Genomic DNA, 16,467 nt, shown 5'->3' on the forward strand with positions numbered 1-16,467 from the left:
ATAACCACGCCACAGAAAAGGCGTGGCGAAAAAACAGCCTGAAGAGAATAGCATTGCCGCTTCGCTGAGGATGCGAGGGAGTTCACTTTATGGGGATCGGAGGGGGTGTTTTGCCGGGTGGCGGCTGCGCCTTACCCGGCCTACGGGGAAAGGTAGGCCGGGTAAGCATCAGCGCCACCCGGCTTAAAAGGCTACGCCTGCGTTTCCTGCCAGTCTGCCAGCGTATACAGCGTGGCACCTTCGGCGGCCATATCCATAAATGCCTGAGCGCTGTCCTGTGATTGAATGTTCACCCCGCGACAGCCGTCGGTGATGACGCTAACGGTATAACCCAGCTGGAGCGCGTCCAGCACGGTAAACTTCACGCAGTAATCCGTCGCCAGACCCAGCACGATCAGCTCCGTGATTTCATGGTGACGTAACCACGCGTCCAGCGCCGTCTTCTGGCGATGCCCGTTATCGAAAAACGCGCTGTAGCTGTCGATAACCGGGTTTTCACCTTTATGGAACACCGCGTCGATGGCCTTCTGATTCAGAAGCGGGTGCAGCTCCGCTCCTTCGGTCTGCTGCACGCAGTGATCCGGCCAGAAGGTTTGCGCCAGACCGTCGAGTTCACCCTGGGTGAAAGGCTCAACGTTGTGCTGGCTGGCAAAGCTGCCGTGGTTCGCCGGGTGCCAGTCCTGGCTGGCGACAACCGCTTCACCGCGGGCTTTGCACCAGTCAATCAGGGTATTTGCCACGTCAACGGTGCTGTCACCTTCGGCGACGGCCAGCGCGCCGCCCGCGCAGAAATCATTTTGCAAATCGACCAGTAGCATGGCGCGTTGCTTCATGAGAGCTCCTTATTCGTCCGGGGTCAGCTCGCCACGCAGGTTTTGCATCATTGCGCGGCGAATGGACTGAATGTCCAGATCCTGACTCAGTAAATAATGAAGTTTAGTCAGCGTCGCCTCAACGGTCATATCGAAGCCGCTGATCACCCCCGCGTGCGCCAGCGCGTTGCCGGTGGCATAGCCGCCCATATTGACCTTGCCAGACATGCACTGGGTCAGGTTTACCACCACAATTCCGCGCTCGCTGGCTTCCTGAAGCTCCTTCAGAAATTCGCCGTTCTGCGGAGCGTTGCCGACGCCATAGGAACGGAGGATCAGCGCTTTCACCGGCTGGCGCAGGAAGTTGCGCACCACGTCCGCGGAGATGCCCGGATAAATGGTGACCACGCCAATCGGCTGCGGGGTAATCGGATGCACAATCAGCTCGCCGGCGGTGTTCGGTGCCGGAGGCGTTCCCAGACGACGGATATGAATACCCGCTTCCAGCAGCGGCTGCAGGTTAGGGGAGGCAAAGGCATCAAAACCGTCGGCATGGGCTTTGGTGGTGCGGTTGCCGCGATACAGGCGATTGTTAAAGAACAGCGACACTTCGTTGATCGGGTAATTCGCCGCCACGTACAGGGAATTCAGCAGGTTGATCTGCCCGTCCGAGCGCAGCTCCGCCAGCGGTATTTGCGACCCGGTGACGATCACCGGCTTGCTCAGGTTCTCCAGCATGAAGGAGAGCGCCGAAGCGGTGAACGCCATGGTGTCGGTGCCGTGCAGGATCACGAAGCCGTCGTACTGGTCGTAATGGGCTTTAATGTCATCCGCGATGTGCTGCCAGTCTTCCGGCGTCATGTCGGAGGAATCCATCAGCGGCTCGTATTCGTGGATGGTGAAGTCAGGCATTTCCGGACGGTGGAATTCAGGCATCAGCGCAAGCTGACGCTGCAGATGGCCGGAGACGGGGATATAGCCATTTTCAGAGCGCTGCATACCGATGGTACCGCCAGTGTAGGCTACATAAATCGATTTCTTCTGCATGGTAGTGAGTTCTTGTTCTTCAAAAGAAAAAAATCCCCTCTTCACGGGAAGAGGGGACGGTTTTTAACGGACGTTCGCGCAGGTCAGGCAAAACGCGTAACGACTTTGTGGATCGTTAAAGGCCACGAGCTTATCGCTTTCCGCCTTCATCGCTTTCGCAGCCGTGGTCACCGGGGCCGGCAGGTACGCCTGCAGCGCCTCCGGCAGCATGGCGCGTACGGAGACGGACATGCTGTCCATCACCATATCGAAGAACGACGGTTCGTCCTGATAATACTCAACGTGCCACTGCTTGAGCTTCGCCAGTTCGGCGGCTTTCTTCACCGCGTCGTCGAAGTCGCCCAGGCTGTCGACCAGACCGTTACTCTTCGCATCCTGTCCGGTCCAGACGTGGCCCTGTGCAATCTGGTCGATCTGTTCCGGCGTCTTCTTACGCGAGTCGGCAACCAGCGTGATAAAGCGTTTATAGCCGTTCTCAATGCTCAGCTGCATCATCTCTGAAACTTCCGGCGGCAGAGATTTGGTCATCGACACATCCGCCAGCGGCGACGTGGAAACACCATCGGTATGCACACCCAGATAATCCAGGCTGTTTTCCACGGTGTTAATCACCCCGAAGATGCCAATCGAGCCGGTCAGCGTGCTTGGGTTCGCCACAATATAGTTGGCAGGCGTGGAGATCCAGTACCCACCAGACGCGGCCATGCCGCCCATGGATACGACGATCGGCTTGCCAGCGGCACGCGCTGCGGCCAGCTCGGCGCGGATCACTTCGGAAGCGCTAACGCTGCCGCCAGGGCTGTTCACCCGCAGGACAATCGCTTTCACTTTCGGATCAAGGCGTGCATCGCGGATTTGCGACGCGGTAGTATCACCGCCGACGTTCCCCGGGGTTTCCTGACCGTCCATGATAGCGCCGTTAGCAAACACCACGGCTACGCTGTCGCCGCTGTCGTCCGGCTTTTTCGCAGCATAGTCATACATGCTGATGGCGCTGTAGTTTTTGTCCTCTTTGCTCCAGCCAAACTGTTTGGTAAGGGCTTTTTCGATATCTGCACTGGTGCCCAGCGCGTCAACCAGCTTGTTGTCGAGCGCATATTTCGCGGTATCACCGTCGACCTTGCGCAGTCCATCCAGCACGCCGCGAGCGCCAGGGAACACCTGCTCAGCGGTAATTTGACGGTTAGCGGCAACGGTACCCAGATAGTTCTGCCACAGCTCGCCAATCCAGCGGCTGTCCGCTTCACGGGCGGCAGGGGACATATCGTCGCGGATAAACGGCTCCACGGCAGATTTATAGGTGCCGACGCGGAAGACGTGGGTGGTGACCTTCAGCTTGTCGAGCAGCGATTTGTAGTACAGGCCGTTGGTGGCAAAACCGTGCAGATCGACCGTTCCCTGTGGCGAAAGCCAGATCTTATTGGCGAAGCTTGCCAGATAATATTGCCCCTGGCTGTAGCTGTCGCCCACGGCAATCACCGGCTTGCCGCTGTCGCGGAACTCGCGCAGCGCTTTACCGATGTACTGCATAGAAGGCTGGTCGCCGCCGGCAAAATCTTTCAGATCCAGCACGATCCCGGTGATGTTTCGGTCGTCTTTGGCCTGACGGATAGTATCGACGATATCGAACAGGGAGTTCTCCTGCAGGCGGTCTGACGTCGCGCCAAACAGCTGGCGGCCGATCACCCCCAGACGATTGCTGGTGGACGGTTTATCAACGATCACGCCGGTGATATCGAGTAACAGGGCCCCACGAGTCGAATGCTGCGCCTGATTCGCGTTGCTGATATGCATCCAGATGCCCGCGCAAACCAGAACCAGAAGGATGAAGAAGATGTTCATCACCAGGTTGCGGACGAAGTTGAGCAGTCGCCACGTCCATTTAAAGAAACCGGCAAAGATTCGCCAAAGGGTTCGCATGTATTCTCCCTAACCAGAAAATGACTGTTTCCGTCGCCACTGGACGGTAATGTTGGGTTATCGTAATGACCCAACCGCCACTTGTCAGCAGGAATCGCCTGCCAGGCTGTAACAAAATCTGCCGTCGTGTTAATTTTGTGAGTAAATTTCAAGAAAGGAGTTAACCAATGGATGCACTCGAACTGCTTGTTAACCGTCGTAGCGCGTCACGTCTGGCCGAACCCGCCCCTGCGGGCGAGCAGCTGGAAAACATTCTGCGTGCCGGTATGCGTGCGCCGGATCATGGCACGCTGCAGCCGTGGCACTTCTTTGTGATTGAAGGCGAAGGCCGCGATCGCTTCAGTCAGCTGCTGGAGCAGGGGGCAGTTGCCGCCGGGCAGGATGAGAAAGGTATCGACAAGGCGCGTAACGCGCCGTTCCGCGCCCCGATGATTATCGCTGTCGTGGCGAAATGTCAGACCGACCATAAGGTGCCGGTCTGGGAGCAGGAAATGTCTGCCGGCTGTGCGGTGATGGCGATGCAGATGGCCGCCGTTGCGCAGGGTTATAACGGTATCTGGCGCACCGGGCCGCTGACCGAGAGCGCCGCAGTGCGGGCAGGATTCTCCTGCGGTGAGCACGACAAAATTGTCGGTTTCCTTTACCTCGGCACCCCGCAGCTTAAAGCCTCCAGCACCATTAGCGTGCCGGACACCACGCCTTTCGTCAGCCGTTTTTAATTACACGCGCTAAACTGTCTGGATTCTGAGCATCCGCCGCAGAATTCAGACAGTCATACTTACCTCTTTATGGAATGAGCGCTACCATAGCGCGATTGAGATGACAGGAGACGTCCATGAGCGAGCAAACCATTCGTTTAACGCAGTACAGCCACGGAGCCGGTTGCGGTTGTAAAATTTCCCCGAAAGTGCTGGAGACCATTCTGCACAGTGAACAGGCGAAGTTTGTCGACCCGAACCTGCTTGTCGGCAACGAAACGCGTGACGATGCGGCGGTTTATGACTTAGGTAACGGCACCAGCATTATCAGCACCACTGACTTCTTCATGCCGATTGTTGATAACCCGTTCGACTTCGGGCGCATCGCGGCCACCAACGCCATCAGCGATATCTTCGCCATGGGCGGTAAGCCGATCATGGCCATCGCCATTCTGGGCTGGCCGATCAACACCATTCCACCGGAAATCGCCCGCGAGGTGATTGATGGCGGGCGTTTCGCCTGCCAGCAGGCGGGGATTGCGCTGGCCGGCGGCCACTCGATTGATGCGCCAGAGCCTATCTTCGGCCTGGCCGTTACCGGCGTGGTGCCGACCGAGCGCGTGAAGCGCAACAGCACCGCGCAGGCGGGCTGCAAGCTGTTCCTCACAAAGCCGCTGGGCATTGGTGTGCTCACCACCGCAGAGAAAAAATCCCTGCTCAAACCGGAGCACAAAGGTCTGGCGACGGAAGTCATGTGCCAGATGAACCTCGCCGGCGCGGCGTTCGCCAATATCGACGGCGTAAAGGCGATGACCGACGTCACCGGTTTTGGCCTGCTGGGGCACCTCTCTGAAGTCTGTCAGGGCGCGGGCGTGCAGGCGCAGGTCTGGTATCAGGACGTGCCGAAGCTGCCTGGCGTGGAAGAGTACATTGCCCAGGGCGCGGTTCCGGGCGGTACCCAGCGCAACTTCGCCAGCTACGGTCACCTGATGGGCGAAATGCCTGAGGCGTGGCGTAACCTACTGTGCGATCCACAAACCTCCGGCGGCCTGCTGCTGGCCGTCACGCCGGAATCCGAAGCCGAGGTTCAGGCAACCGCCGCCGAGTTTGGCATCACCCTGACGGCGATCGGCGAACTGGTGACCGCCCGCGGCGGCCGACCGATGATTGAGATCCGTTAATTCGATGCGGTTGTTTATTGCCGAAAAGCCGAGCCTGGCCCGTGCCATCGCCGACGTGCTGCCTAAACCGCATCGCAAAGGCGACGGCTTTATCGAATGCGGTAACGGGCAGGTGGTCACCTGGTGTATCGGCCACCTGCTTGAACAGGCGCAGCCGGACGTCTACGACAGCCGCTACGCCCGCTGGAACCTCAACGATCTGCCCATCGTGCCGGAAAAGTGGCGTCTTCAGCCTCGTCCGTCCGTCACCAAACAGCTCAACGTCATTAAGCGCTTCCTGCATGAGGCGACGGAAGTGGTCCACGCAGGTGACCCGGACAGAGAAGGGCAGCTGCTGGTGGACGAAGTGCTGGACTACTTGGAGCTGGCGCCGGAAAAGCGCCAGCAGGTGCAGCGCTGCCTGATAAACGACCTCAACCCGCAGGCCGTTGAGCGGGCGATCTTGCGCCTGCGTTCCAACAGCGAGTTTATTCCGCTGTGCGTCTCTGCTTTAGCGCGCGCCCGCGCCGACTGGCTGTACGGCATCAACATGACCCGCGCCTACACCATCCTCGGGCGCAACGCGGGCTATCAGGGCGTACTCTCCGTGGGCCGCGTGCAGACGCCGGTGCTGGGGCTGGTGGTGCGTCGCGACGAAGAGATCGAGAACTTCGTCGCCAAAGATTTCTTTGAAGTGAAAGCGCATATCGTCACCCCGAAAGACGAGCGCTTTACCGCCGTCTGGCAGCCGAGCGACGCTTGCGAGTCGTACCAGGATGAAGAGGGGCGTTTGCTGCACCGTCCGCTGGCGGAGCATGTGGTTAACCGTATTACCGGCCAGCCGGCCATCGTTACCAGCTATAACGATAAACGGGAATCAGAACCCGCGCCGCTGCCGTTCTCCCTTTCTGCTCTGCAGATTGAGGCCGCGAAGCGCTTTGGCCTCAGCGCGCAGAACGTGCTGGATATCTGCCAGAAACTCTACGAAACCCATAAGCTCATCACCTATCCACGTTCGGACAGCCGCTATCTGCCGGAAGAGCACTTTGCCGGACGCCATTCTGTGATGAATGCCATCGGCGTCCACGCGCCGGATCTGCTCCCGCAGTCCGTCGTTAACCCGGACACCCATAACCGCTGCTGGGACGACAAAAAGGTCGATGCCCACCACGCGATTATCCCGACGGCGCGCGCCAGTAAGGTCAATCTTACCGATAACGAAGCGAAGGTCTATAACCTGATCGCCCGTCAGTACCTGATGCAGTTCTGCCCGGACGCGGTGTTCCGCAAGTGCGTCATCGAGCTGGAAATTGCCAAAGGCAAGTTTATCGCTAAAGCGCGTTTCCTGGCGGAAGCGGGCTGGCGCACGCTCCTAGGCAACAAAGAGCGCGATGAGGAGAACGACGGCACGCCGCTGCCGGTGGTCGCTAAAGACGACGAACTGCTGTGCGAGAAGGGTGAAGTGGTTGAACGTCAGACCCAGCCGCCGCGCCACTTCACCGATGCAACGCTGCTGTCAGCCATGACCGGGATCGCCCGCTTTGTGCAGGATAAAGATCTCAAGAAGATCCTGCGCGCCACCGATGGACTGGGTACGGAAGCAACCCGCGCGGGGATCATCGAGCTGCTCTTTAAGCGAGGTTTTCTTGAGAAAAAGGGGCGCTACATCCACTCAACGGAACCGGGCCGGGCGCTCATACACTCCCTGCCGGAGCTGGCCGCAAGGCCGGACATGACCGCGCACTGGGAATCCGTGCTGACGCAAATCAGCGAAAAGCAGTGCCGCTATCAGGACTTTATGCAGCCGCTGGTGGGGACGCTTTACCAGCTGATCGATCAGGCGCGCAGCACGCCGGTGAAGCGGTTCAGAGGCATGGTTGCACCCGGTGGTGGCGCGAAGAAACCGTTCAAAAAGAAAAAGAGCGCGGCCTGATACGCCCGGTTTTCTCCCTCTCCCTGTGGGAGAGGGCACCCGGCCGCACGATATAAACCTTAAATCACACCCTGCCCAATCATCGCATCCGCCACCTTCACGAACCCGGCGATATTCGCCCCGCGCACGTAGTTGGTTTGCGATGCCTCGCCGCCGTACTCGACGCAGGCATGGTGAATATCCAGCATGATGTGGTGCAGACGGGCATCCACTTTCTCCGCCTTCCAGCCGAGCCGCGCCGCATTTTGCGCCATCTCCAGGCCGGAGGTCGCCACGCCCCCAGCGTTCGCCGCCTTGCCTGGCGCAAACAGCACGCCCGCCTCCAGGAACAGATCCGTCGCCTCGATAGTGGTCGGCATATTCGCCCCTTCCGCTACCGCCTTCACGCCGTTGCTAATCAGCGTGCGCGCAGCGTCCGCGTCCAGTTCGTTTTGCGTGGCGCACGGCAGGGCGATATCCACCGGTACGCCCCACGGCTGTTTGCCTTCCAGATACGTCAGGCCAAACTCCGCGGCATAATCAACAAGTCGGCCATCGCGGCTGGCTTTGATTTCGCACAGGCGCGCCAGCTTCTCCGCCGTAAAGCCCGCTTCGTCCACTACCGTGCCTTTAGAGTCGGAGGCCGTTACCACGCGGGCACCAAACTGCATCGCTTTTTCGATAGCGTACTGCGCCACGTTACCGGAGCCGGAGACCGCCACGCGCATCCCCTCGAAACCTAAACCGTGACGCTTGAGCATTGCCTCGGTGAAGTAAACCAGGCCGTAGCCGGTCGCCTCCGGGCGGATCAGGCTGCCGCCAAACGATAATCCTTTGCCGGTAAAGACGCAGGCGCTGTTGTTGGAGAGCTTTTTCATCATCCCGGCCATAAAGCCCACTTCGCGGGCCCCCACGCCGATATCCCCCGCCGGTACGTCGGTGTCCGGGCCGAGGTGGCGGTAGAGCTCGGTCATTAGCGCCTGACAAAAACGCATCACTTCGCCTTCGCTTTTGCCTTTCGGGTCGAAATCGCTCCCGCCTTTACCGCCGCCCATTGGCAGGGTGGTGAGCGCGTTTTTAAACGTCTGTTCAAAGCCAAGGAATTTCAGAATCGACAGGTTCACGGAATGGTGGAAGCGCATGCCGCCCTTAAACGGACCGATGGCGGAGTTAAACTGCACGCGCCAGGCGCGGTTGACCTGTACCTGGTTGCGGTCATCCACCCAGGTCACGCGGAACTGGATCACACGCTCAGGTTCAACCAGACGTTCCAGCAGCGACAGTTGACGATAGCGCGGGTTTACTTCAAGGAACGGCCAGAGGGTAGTCATTACTTCACGAACGGCCTGAGCAAATTCGCTTTGATGCGGGTCGCGCTGCTGAACATAGGCAAGGAAACTTTCCAGAGAGCGTGTCTGATCCATAGATATAAGAACCTCTTATAGTCATTAATGTATGTTGCTTATGCGATTTGTGTTGTTTTTTGACTATACCACCCGTACCGCTTTGTGAAGCAAGCAGAAATGTGGACCGAAAGGGAAATTAATGACCCGGGCCGCGTCATAACAAAAAGCGATGGCGCGCTAAATTAAAGATTCTGCCCGATTTACCGTTATAGTCATTATCAGGACACAACAGGAAGAGAAGTCTATGAACCGTTACGTGATGGCCGCGTTATCATTGATGTTGACCGCAGGCGCGCAGGCTGACCGCATTGGCCCGGATGTAGAAGTGAACGTGCCGCCGGAGGTGTTTAGCTCCAGCGGCCAGCGCGCGCAGCCATGTAACCAGTGCTGCATCTACCAGGATCAAAACTATTCTGAAGGGGCCGTCGTGAAGGCGGATGGCGTGCTGCTGCAGTGCCAGCGCGATGAACGTACCATCAGCACGAATCCGCTGGTCTGGCGTCGCGTAAAAGAATAAACGCCTCCAGCAGCGGAATATCCGCCGGAGCTAACTCATAACTGAAAGCCTCTTCCGGCGTACACCACGCCAGCGCGCTGTGGTAGTGCGCCGTTAACTCTCCGCTGAAGCGGGGTACGTGCCAGGCGTGCAGGTTGATTAACCGCTGTGATACCTCGCGCTGATGGCTCGCCACGTACTGCTCAGGCTGTGCCTCGATACCCAGCTCTTCACGCAGCTCGCGGATAAGCGCCTCAGGCTGGGTTTCTCCGGCCTCCACTTTGCCGCCAGCGAACTCCCACATTCCCGGCTGGTCGGCGTCAGCAGGGCGCTGTGCCAGTAAAATTTTGTCGTCTTTTTCGATGATGGCCGCAACGACATCGACTGTTTTTAGCATGGTCGTCAATACTTGATAGCGAAAAACGCCATATTATCGTGCCCTTTCAAAGAGTCCAGCCATCAGGAGAATCAGGTGAAAGAGACGTCCACCTGGGTAGAGCCCATCCCAACCCTTCCGGCGAGCGTAAAACCTATTGCCGCCATGCAGCAAAAACACTTCGGCGCCGTGCTGAACCCCACGCGCTGGTGGGGACGCATGCCGCGTCTGTTCTGGCTGGTCGCTTTGTTTGTGGGGTTTCTGGAGCGCAGAAAAGCGCGCCTGACGCCAGTGCTGCGCTCGCTGCTTATGACGCGCGTATCGCAGCTGTGCCACTGTGCGTTCTGTATTGACGCCAACAGCCTGCGCCTGGCCGAGCGCTGCGGCGCGCTGGATAAAGTCCAGGCCGTAAGCGGCTGGGCTGATTCTGACGTGTTCAGTGAACAGGAACGCGCGGCGCTGGCCTATGCGGAGGCGGTGACCGCCACGCCGCCCCGGGTGGATGAAGCAATCAAAACGGCGATGAAACGCCACTTTACGGATGATGCCATCACTGAAATGACGGCGCTCATTGCCTTTCAGAATCTCTCGGCCCGGTTTAATGCCGCGCTGGATATACCGGCACAGGGGCTGTGCGCCACGTTTAAAGGGAGGCCTGATGCTTGACCGTCACCTGCACCCGCGGGTAAAACCCGCTCTGGACCGTCTGGTATCCGTGCTGGATAAGCCGGGCGTTACGCCCGACGGATTAACGCTTGCCGGGTTTGCCATCGGCCTGCTGGCGTTGCCGTTCCTGGCCCTCGGCTGGTATCCGGCGGCGCTGGCCGCCATCGTCCTGAACCGCCTGCTGGATGGTCTGGACGGCGCGCTGGCGCGTCGGAGAGGGCTGACGGATGCGGGAGGGTTTCTCGATATCGCCCTCGATTTTCTGTTCTATGCGCTGGTGCCGTTTGGCTTTGCGCTGGCTGCACCCGCAGCGAATGCGCTGGCGGCGGCCTGGCTGTTGTTTGCATTTATCGGCACCGGCAGCAGTTTTCTCGCCTTTGCCGCGCTGGCGGCGAAGCACGATATCGACAACCCCGGCTATGCGCATAAGTCGTTTTACTATATCGGCGGGTTAACGGAAGGGACGGAGACCATCGCGCTGTTCGTGCTGTGCTGCCTGTTTCCGGCACAGTTTACGCTGTTCGCGTGGATATTCGGCGCGCTGTGCTGGTTGACCACCACAACGCGCATCTGGAGCGGCTACGTGACGCTGAAGTCACTCACCCGTTAGAGAGCACTCTTTGGTCCGCGCTCTCCGGCGGTGACCGGGTTCTGCGGGTGGCTGCTCCATTCGTACCAGCCGCCGTCATAGACGGCGATATTTTTCCAGCCCATCGCCCGGGCGTACATAAAGGTTTCGGACGCCCGCCAGCCGGTGCCGCAGTAAAACGCGACCTGCTGTTCCGGCAGAATATTCCAGCGCTTCCACTGGGCGGCGATGTCGTCAGCGCTGCGCATGGTGCCATCCGGGTTATGGAAGTCTTCCATATGGGTGGCATCGCTGCCCGCGTGACCCCAGCGGGCACCGGCAATTTCACCTTTTGGCTTGATGTAGCTGTAGCCGCTGGTTTCGCCGATAAACTCCGGCCATGAACGAATGCTGACCAGGGAGGCATCCTGACGGTGCAGCATGCCGCGCGCCTGTTCCATATCCACCATCAGCTGCGGCTGGCCGGGGATCGGCGCGCCAAAATCAGGGGCAGGAGCCACTTTGCCGGGCGTACCGCGCTCAACCGGCAGACCGGCATCTGACCACGCCTTCCAGCCGCCATCGAGAAGGCGCACATCCTTCACGCCCGCGTAGAGCATGATCTGCGCCACGCGCGCGGCGGCGTAAACGTCGCGCCCGTACAGAATGACGGTGGTATCGTGACGGATCCCGTGCTTTGCCAGCATTGCTTTCAGCCTGTCGTCGGAGACTTTGTTCCACAGCGGCTCGCTTTCCACCTCGTTGGTGTCAATGTAGCCCGCGCCGGGAATGTGGTTAAGCAGGTAAAACTTCGGCGCGCCCCAGGCCGCCTCTATGACTTTCCATTCGCCCGCCGGTGCGGCGGTCACCGGTTTGCTCTGCTGAAGCCGGTGGATCCACTGCGGGTAGACCAGCTGTTCAAAGTGGGGCAGGCGCTGCAGGCGGTCGGGCGTCTGCAGAGCATCGCTGAGCAGCGAAACGTGGCGGTAACCAGCTTTCTCCAGACGGGCTTTCACCGCCTGGTTATCGTTCTCCTCGCCATACAGCGCGATGGACGTCGCAGGGGTAAGCTGATGCTGTTTTGCCCAAAGTGCAATCTGCTCGTCGCTCATGGCGCTAAGCCAGGCGGCTGCCAGGTTGAGCGCAGCGGGTTCGTGCCCGGAAGGACCGCTGAGGGTCTGCGGCCAGCCGTTATAGAAGGCGCTGGGGCGGGTGTCGATTGCCGCGCCGTGCTGCGCCTGAAGCTGAGACAGCGTCATCGCGTTGGCCATATCAGCAGCCTGAGAGGAAAAAGAGGCGAGGCCGCAGATCAGGGCCAGCGCGGTCAGTTGAGAAACACGTTTCATCGAATAACCTGACGTCAGTAAAAGAGGGGGGCATTGTCGTCTCTCCCGAAACGGAAAACATTGCGTTAGCACATTATTGCCAGCGAGAAATCTCCATCACCTCGCCGCCGGGCGGAATATCGTCCTCGTCATGGGTGACCAGCACCACCGGAATATTGCGCGCGCGGACGGCGTCAAATACCCATGTCCGGAACGTCGTGCGTAACGCTTTATCAAGGCGGCTGAACGGTTCGTCCAGCAGCAGCGCCTGCGGCTCTGCGAGCAGGGCGCGCAGCAGGCTCACCCGGGCGCGCTCTCCGCCGGAAAGGGTGGCCGGATCGCTGTCGTAATGACCGCCAAGCCCGGCGGAATCCAGCGCCTGCTCGACCGCTTCTCGCCGTGCGCGTCCCGCGATCCGCTCAGGCAAGGCCAGCAGCAAATTTTGCCCAACGCTGAAAGGGTCAAACAGCAGCGCGTCCTGAAAAAGAATCCCCAGACCGCGGGATTTGACGGGCAAACCGTCGCAGCGGCGTTCGCCGATCCACAGTTCGCCCTGCGCCTGAAAATCCTCTGACAGCGCGCCGACCATCCAGGCAAAGAGGGTCGATTTGCCGCTGCCGGATGGCCCCATCAGGGTGACAATCTTCCCGCGGGGTACGCAAAAATTGACCTCGCGGAAAAGCGGTTCGATGGTGAGATCGTTGACCTTGAGCATTAGCGTAATCCTTGACGGTAGCGGCCCGCGAGCCGGGATAACAGCGCAGCAAGACCGAATACGACGCCCGTGACCAGCAGTAATCCCAGGGCACGGTTAGCGAGAAGCGGGATGCTGCCTCCGCTGCTGAGCGCGACGGTCTCGGTGGTCAGCGTGGCGAAACGTCCCGCGCCCAGCCACAGGGTCGGCATATATTGGGCCATGCTGACGGAAAAGCCGGTGGCAAAGGCCAGCAGCGCAGGACGCACCAGCAGGGGACATTTCAGCAGGCAGAAAATTTTTGCCCGCCGCCAGCCGAGCGTTCTGGCGGTAAGGATAAGCCGGGGATCGATCCGCCGCCAGGCGGGCTGCAGCACCAGCAGCATCCACGGTAGCACCCACAGCAGATGGCTCCAGAGGACGGCGATAAAGTCTCCGTCGAGACCCAGATGCAAAGCAATCGCGTATTGCCCGGTGACGAGCGGCAGTGCCGGAAGGGCGAGCGGTAGCCACACCCACGCCGCGCCGCGCTGCGGCCCCCATTCCAGCCAGAGAAAAATGACGATCAGGGCGATAAGGCTCGAAAGCAGTCCGAAGGAGAGGCTGGTTCCCACGGGACCTACGTCGTCCCGCTGCGCCAGCATCAACAGCACGGCGGCGCAAAGGAGGCCGCATGCGGGCAAAAAGCCGCTGAATGCGCGTTCAGGCAGGACGAGATGCAACCTGCGGCGCGTTCCGCTCAGGTCCGGAATCGCGCGACGCCAGACTTTCCACAGGCCGTACCCCAGCGCGGCAAGCGCGGCCAGCAAAAGAAGGAGCACCAGGCACAGCAGTGTCCCTTTCACCTGCTGCTGCGCGTCGCCCTGGCTCAGCCACTGCCAGGCCAGCACGGCCAGCGTGGGCGGGTTGCCGGGCCCGAGAACGATCGCTACGTCCACAACCGACAGCGACCACGCCAGCACCGCCAGCATCACCGCCCCGAGGACGGGCGCGATCGCCGGAAGGATCAGCCAGCTGAGCGTCTGAAAGCGCCCGTAGCCAAAGGTTTGCAGGACGATCTTCTGCTGCGCGAGCCCTTTTTCCGGCAGCACGGCGTAAATGGCCCACAGCACGAATGCGCTCTCTTTGACCGCGAGCGTCAGGCCCAGCCCTACGCCGTAGCGGTCAAACGGCGGCGAACAGACGGTACAAACCTGATAAAACAGTCCGCCCTCGGCAAACAGCAGTAGCGCGCTGGTGGCGAAGGCCTCGTGGGGGATCGCCAGCAGCCAAGGCAGGCGCGTGCTGAGGCGCCGCCAGCGGGTGCCGGGCCAGAAAAGAGCCACGAGGGAAAGGGCGATAAACAAGGCCCCCAGCGTAGCGATAAGCGTTGAGACCAGCGTGGCAACGGCTGCCTGCGGCAGTTGAGGATCGTTTAGCAGCCGCTGCCAGTTCGTCACGGAAAAGGCCGGTGCGAACAGCACGGTGCCAGCGGGCAGGATCGGCAGATAAATCACCGCCATCGCCAGCCAGACAAGCCAGCCTAACGGGTGCCGTAACGACGCAGCCATTCCTGCTCCAGCGCGTTCACCCACGCGGACTGCGGCTCCGGGATCACCTTCGGTAGCCCCTGAGGCGTGTGGGCCTGCAGCTGTTTCGCTTCACCTTCGGGCAGCGTTTTCGCATCCAGCACGCTCGGATCCCCGCAAATGGCCGGGTCGGCCTTGCGGATCTGCGCCTGCGGCGACAGCAGGAAATTGGCGACCATTTTCGCCCCCGCGCTCGCGCTGGCATTAGCCGGAATAGCCACAAAATGCACGTTGCCGAGCATCCCGTCGCGAAAACCAAAGCTGTAGCTGTCGGCAGGCAGTTCGCCGCTCGCCACTTTTTGCTGCGCATGCGCCGGGTTAAAGGTCAGCGACAGGTTCAGACTTCCGCTGGCGAGCAGGGCATCCATCCGGGCGGGTGAGGGAGGGAAGTCTTTTCCTTCACGCCACAGTAGCGGGTGCAGTTTATCGAGGTAGGCCCAGAGCGGCGCCGTAACCTGGGCAAACGTATCATCAGGCGCTTTTTGTAACGCCTCGGGATGCGCCGTAAGCGTCAGCAGCAACTGCTCAAGAAAGGCCGTGCCGGTAAAATCGGGTGGGCGAGGATAGCTCACCTTGCCCGGGTGCTGCTGCGCGTACGCCAGCAACGCCTGCGGATCCTCCGGCGGCATTGGCATGCTGGCTTTGCGGGCAATAAAAGTCAGCTGCGCGCCGCCCCACGGCGATTCCGCCCCGTCGGTGGGAATCGCAAAATCTTCCGTAACGGGTTTACGGGTATCGACATAGCGCCAGTTGGGCAGACTCTGCGCCCACCCGGTTTGTAGCAGGTTCGCCTCTTTTAGCGTGCGGAAGTTCTCGCCGTTCACCCACAGGAGGTCGACCGAGCCGTTGGTCTTACGCCCTGCGGCGGCTTCCGTCTGAATACGTTTGACCGCATCGGCGGCATCCGCCAGCGGGACGATTTTTAGGGTGATGGCATAGTGCGTTTGCATCTCACCGCTGACCCACTCAAGGTAGCGGTTAACCGCCGGATCGCCGCCCCAGGCGTTAAACCAGACGGTCTGTCCTTTGGCCTGCTGTTGAATAGCTTGCCAGCCGTCGGCGGCATAGAGGGGGGCTGCCAGCAGCAGACCGGTCAGAAACGTGCAAAAACGCACACGGCGCATAATGCCTCACTTTTTATCAGCAGGGAGATAGCGGGAAAACAGCCGGCGCGTAACCAGCGGTAATAACCCCAGTAGTGTAAAGGCGAATACCACGCCCGGCGACAAAATATCGCGCAGCGATGCCACTTTTCCCAGTTCCCGCCCGGCGTTCAGAAAGATAACCGTCGCGGGCAGCATGGCGAGCTGGCTGACCCACCAGTAGCGCCGGACCGTGATGCGGGTCAGCCCCATCAGTAAATTCACCAGGAAAAACGGGAACAGCGGCATCAGGCGCAGGGCAAAAAGATAGCCCGCGCCGTCGCGCGCCATGCCCGCATTTACCGTTGCCATCTGTCGGGCAAACCGCCGCTGCACCCAGTCGCGCAGCAGGTAACGGCTGGCGAGCATCGCCAGCGTGGCCCCGAGCGTGGAGGCAAACGAAACCAGCACGGTGCCTTCCCACAGCGTAAATAACGCCCCGCCCAGCAGGGTCAGAACCGCCGCGCCGGGTATCGAGAGAGCGGAAACCGCCACGTAAAGCGCAAAGAAGATCAGCGCGCTACGCAGCGGCGCGTGGTCGACATGGGAGAGTAGCGTCTGCTGGTGGGTTTTAATTCCTGCCAGAGAGAGCGTGTCAGGCGGCAGAATGACAAGTGTCATAAGAAATGCGCCCATAAGGGCGCACAGGAAGAGTGTTTTTCGTATGTTCACGCGCG

Annotated in this window: 16 protein-coding genes; 6 read left to right on the forward strand and 10 right to left on the reverse strand. The window is 60.1% G+C overall.

Going from position 1 to position 16,467, the window contains the following annotated elements:
• Window positions 1–191 precede the first annotated feature (191 nt).
• From pncA to sppA, 3 genes are all read right to left on the reverse strand, one after another.
• Entirely contained in the window at window positions 192–833 is a 642-nt protein-coding gene (pncA, locus tag IM314_RS05285) for a bifunctional nicotinamidase/pyrazinamidase (RefSeq protein WP_193358715.1), read from the reverse strand.
• Between the two features lie 9 nt (window positions 834–842).
• Window positions 843–1,859, reverse strand: coding sequence for an asparaginase (gene ansA / locus IM314_RS05290; protein WP_028012774.1), 1,017 nt, complete (start codon window positions 1,857–1,859; stop codon window positions 843–845).
• A 63-nt stretch (window positions 1,860–1,922) separates the two neighbouring features.
• Complete coding sequence (gene sppA / locus IM314_RS05295; RefSeq protein WP_193358716.1) at window positions 1,923–3,779, reverse strand: signal peptide peptidase SppA; 1,857 nt, start codon at window positions 3,777–3,779, stop codon at window positions 1,923–1,925.
• Window positions 3,780–3,946: 167 nt separating this feature from the next.
• Between sppA and IM314_RS05300 the strand changes: the two genes are divergently transcribed.
• From IM314_RS05300 to IM314_RS05310, 3 genes are all read left to right on the forward strand, one after another.
• The gene (locus IM314_RS05300; RefSeq protein ID WP_193358717.1) at window positions 3,947–4,498 is read left to right on the forward strand and encodes an NAD(P)H nitroreductase; all 552 of its coding nucleotides are present in this window, start codon (window positions 3,947–3,949) and stop codon (window positions 4,496–4,498) included.
• Window positions 4,499–4,614: 116 nt separating this feature from the next.
• On the forward strand, window positions 4,615–5,658 hold the full coding sequence (gene selD / locus IM314_RS05305; protein WP_028012777.1) for a selenide, water dikinase SelD: 1,044 nt from the start codon (window positions 4,615–4,617) through the stop codon (window positions 5,656–5,658).
• 4 nt (window positions 5,659–5,662) lie between these two features.
• Window positions 5,663–7,570, forward strand: a complete 1,908-nt coding sequence (locus tag IM314_RS05310) for a DNA topoisomerase III (RefSeq protein ID WP_047364334.1) — start codon at window positions 5,663–5,665, stop codon at window positions 7,568–7,570.
• Between the two features lie 59 nt (window positions 7,571–7,629).
• Here the strand turns inward: IM314_RS05310 and gdhA are convergent, their stop codons facing one another.
• On the reverse strand, window positions 7,630–8,973 hold the full coding sequence (gene gdhA, locus IM314_RS05315; protein ID WP_193358718.1) for an NADP-specific glutamate dehydrogenase: 1,344 nt from the start codon (window positions 8,971–8,973) through the stop codon (window positions 7,630–7,632).
• Window positions 8,974–9,199: 226 nt separating this feature from the next.
• Between gdhA and IM314_RS05320 the strand changes: the two genes are divergently transcribed.
• A complete protein-coding gene (locus IM314_RS05320) occupies window positions 9,200–9,472 on the forward strand; it encodes a YnjH family protein (RefSeq protein WP_193358719.1) in 273 nt (90 codons plus the stop codon).
• Here the strand turns inward: IM314_RS05320 and IM314_RS05325 are convergent.
• Window positions 9,432–9,848: a pyrimidine (deoxy)nucleoside triphosphate diphosphatase gene (locus IM314_RS05325; RefSeq protein ID WP_193358720.1), complete on the reverse strand. Its 417-nt coding sequence runs from the start codon at window positions 9,846–9,848 to the stop codon at window positions 9,432–9,434. The two genes, IM314_RS05320 and IM314_RS05325, sit on opposite strands and share 41 nt — an antisense overlap.
• 75 nt (window positions 9,849–9,923) lie before the next feature.
• Here IM314_RS05325 and IM314_RS05330 point away from each other — a divergent pair, with 75 nt between their 5' ends.
• Together IM314_RS05330 and IM314_RS05335 are read left to right on the forward strand one after the other, a co-directional pair.
• Complete coding sequence (locus IM314_RS05330) at window positions 9,924–10,493, forward strand: carboxymuconolactone decarboxylase family protein (RefSeq protein ID WP_041910470.1); 570 nt, start codon at window positions 9,924–9,926, stop codon at window positions 10,491–10,493.
• Window positions 10,486–11,103 carry a CDP-alcohol phosphatidyltransferase family protein gene (locus IM314_RS05335; RefSeq protein WP_060572848.1) on the forward strand — a complete coding sequence of 206 codons (618 nt, stop codon included), beginning with the start codon at window positions 10,486–10,488 and terminating at the stop codon, window positions 11,101–11,103. The genes IM314_RS05330 and IM314_RS05335 overlap by 8 nt, the downstream gene beginning before the upstream one ends.
• Here the strand turns inward: IM314_RS05335 and IM314_RS05340 are convergent.
• The 5 genes from IM314_RS05340 to IM314_RS05360 form a co-directional block, all read right to left on the reverse strand.
• Window positions 11,100–12,407, reverse strand: coding sequence for a sulfurtransferase (locus tag IM314_RS05340; protein ID WP_193358721.1), 1,308 nt, complete (start codon window positions 12,405–12,407; stop codon window positions 11,100–11,102). The two genes, IM314_RS05335 and IM314_RS05340, sit on opposite strands and share 4 nt — an antisense overlap.
• Window positions 12,408–12,480: 73 nt before the next feature.
• Window positions 12,481–13,101, reverse strand: a complete 621-nt coding sequence (locus IM314_RS05345; protein WP_041910467.1) for an ATP-binding cassette domain-containing protein — start codon at window positions 13,099–13,101, stop codon at window positions 12,481–12,483.
• Window positions 13,101–14,630: a thiamine ABC transporter permease gene (locus IM314_RS05350; RefSeq protein ID WP_193358722.1), complete on the reverse strand. Its 1,530-nt coding sequence runs from the start codon at window positions 14,628–14,630 to the stop codon at window positions 13,101–13,103. The genes IM314_RS05345 and IM314_RS05350 overlap by 1 nt, the downstream gene beginning before the upstream one ends.
• Complete coding sequence (locus tag IM314_RS05355; protein WP_370529579.1) at window positions 14,603–15,763, reverse strand: ABC transporter substrate-binding protein; 1,161 nt, start codon at window positions 15,761–15,763, stop codon at window positions 14,603–14,605. Before IM314_RS05355 ends, IM314_RS05350 begins: the two co-directional genes overlap by 28 nt.
• Before the next feature lie 15 nt (window positions 15,764–15,778).
• The gene (locus IM314_RS05360; protein ID WP_193358723.1) at window positions 15,779–16,462 is read right to left on the reverse strand and encodes a TVP38/TMEM64 family protein; all 684 of its coding nucleotides are present in this window, start codon (window positions 16,460–16,462) and stop codon (window positions 15,779–15,781) included.
• Window positions 16,463–16,467 lie beyond the last annotated feature (5 nt).

It is taken from the genome of Enterobacter cloacae complex sp. P42RS (genome assembly GCF_014930595.1).
Lineage (GTDB): Bacteria > Pseudomonadota > Gammaproteobacteria > Enterobacterales > Enterobacteriaceae > Enterobacter > Enterobacter bugandensis.

Bases quoted from the DNA above. Each gene is read 5' to 3' on its own strand.
- pncA (WP_193358715.1), bottom strand. From the start codon at position 833: ATGAAGCAACGCGCCATGCTACTGGTCGATTTGCAAAATGATTTCTGC.
- ansA (WP_028012774.1), bottom strand. From the start codon at position 1,859: ATGCAGAAGAAATCGATTTATGTAGCCTACACTGGCGGTACCATCGGT.
- sppA (WP_193358716.1), bottom strand. From the start codon at position 3,779: ATGCGAACCCTTTGGCGAATCTTTGCCGGTTTCTTTAAATGGACGTGG.
- IM314_RS05300 (WP_193358717.1), top strand. From the start codon at position 3,947: ATGGATGCACTCGAACTGCTTGTTAACCGTCGTAGCGCGTCACGTCTG.
- selD (WP_028012777.1), top strand. From the start codon at position 4,615: ATGAGCGAGCAAACCATTCGTTTAACGCAGTACAGCCACGGAGCCGGT.
- IM314_RS05310 (WP_047364334.1), top strand. From the start codon at position 5,663: ATGCGGTTGTTTATTGCCGAAAAGCCGAGCCTGGCCCGTGCCATCGCC.
- gdhA (WP_193358718.1), bottom strand. From the start codon at position 8,973: ATGGATCAGACACGCTCTCTGGAAAGTTTCCTTGCCTATGTTCAGCAG.
- IM314_RS05320 (WP_193358719.1), top strand. From the start codon at position 9,200: ATGAACCGTTACGTGATGGCCGCGTTATCATTGATGTTGACCGCAGGC.
- IM314_RS05325 (WP_193358720.1), bottom strand. From the start codon at position 9,848: ATGCTAAAAACAGTCGATGTCGTTGCGGCCATCATCGAAAAAGACGAC.
- IM314_RS05335 (WP_060572848.1), top strand. From the start codon at position 10,486: ATGCTTGACCGTCACCTGCACCCGCGGGTAAAACCCGCTCTGGACCGT.
- IM314_RS05340 (WP_193358721.1), bottom strand. From the start codon at position 12,407: ATGAAACGTGTTTCTCAACTGACCGCGCTGGCCCTGATCTGCGGCCTC.
- IM314_RS05345 (WP_041910467.1), bottom strand. From the start codon at position 13,101: ATGCTCAAGGTCAACGATCTCACCATCGAACCGCTTTTCCGCGAGGTC.
- IM314_RS05350 (WP_193358722.1), bottom strand. From the start codon at position 14,630: ATGGCTGCGTCGTTACGGCACCCGTTAGGCTGGCTTGTCTGGCTGGCG.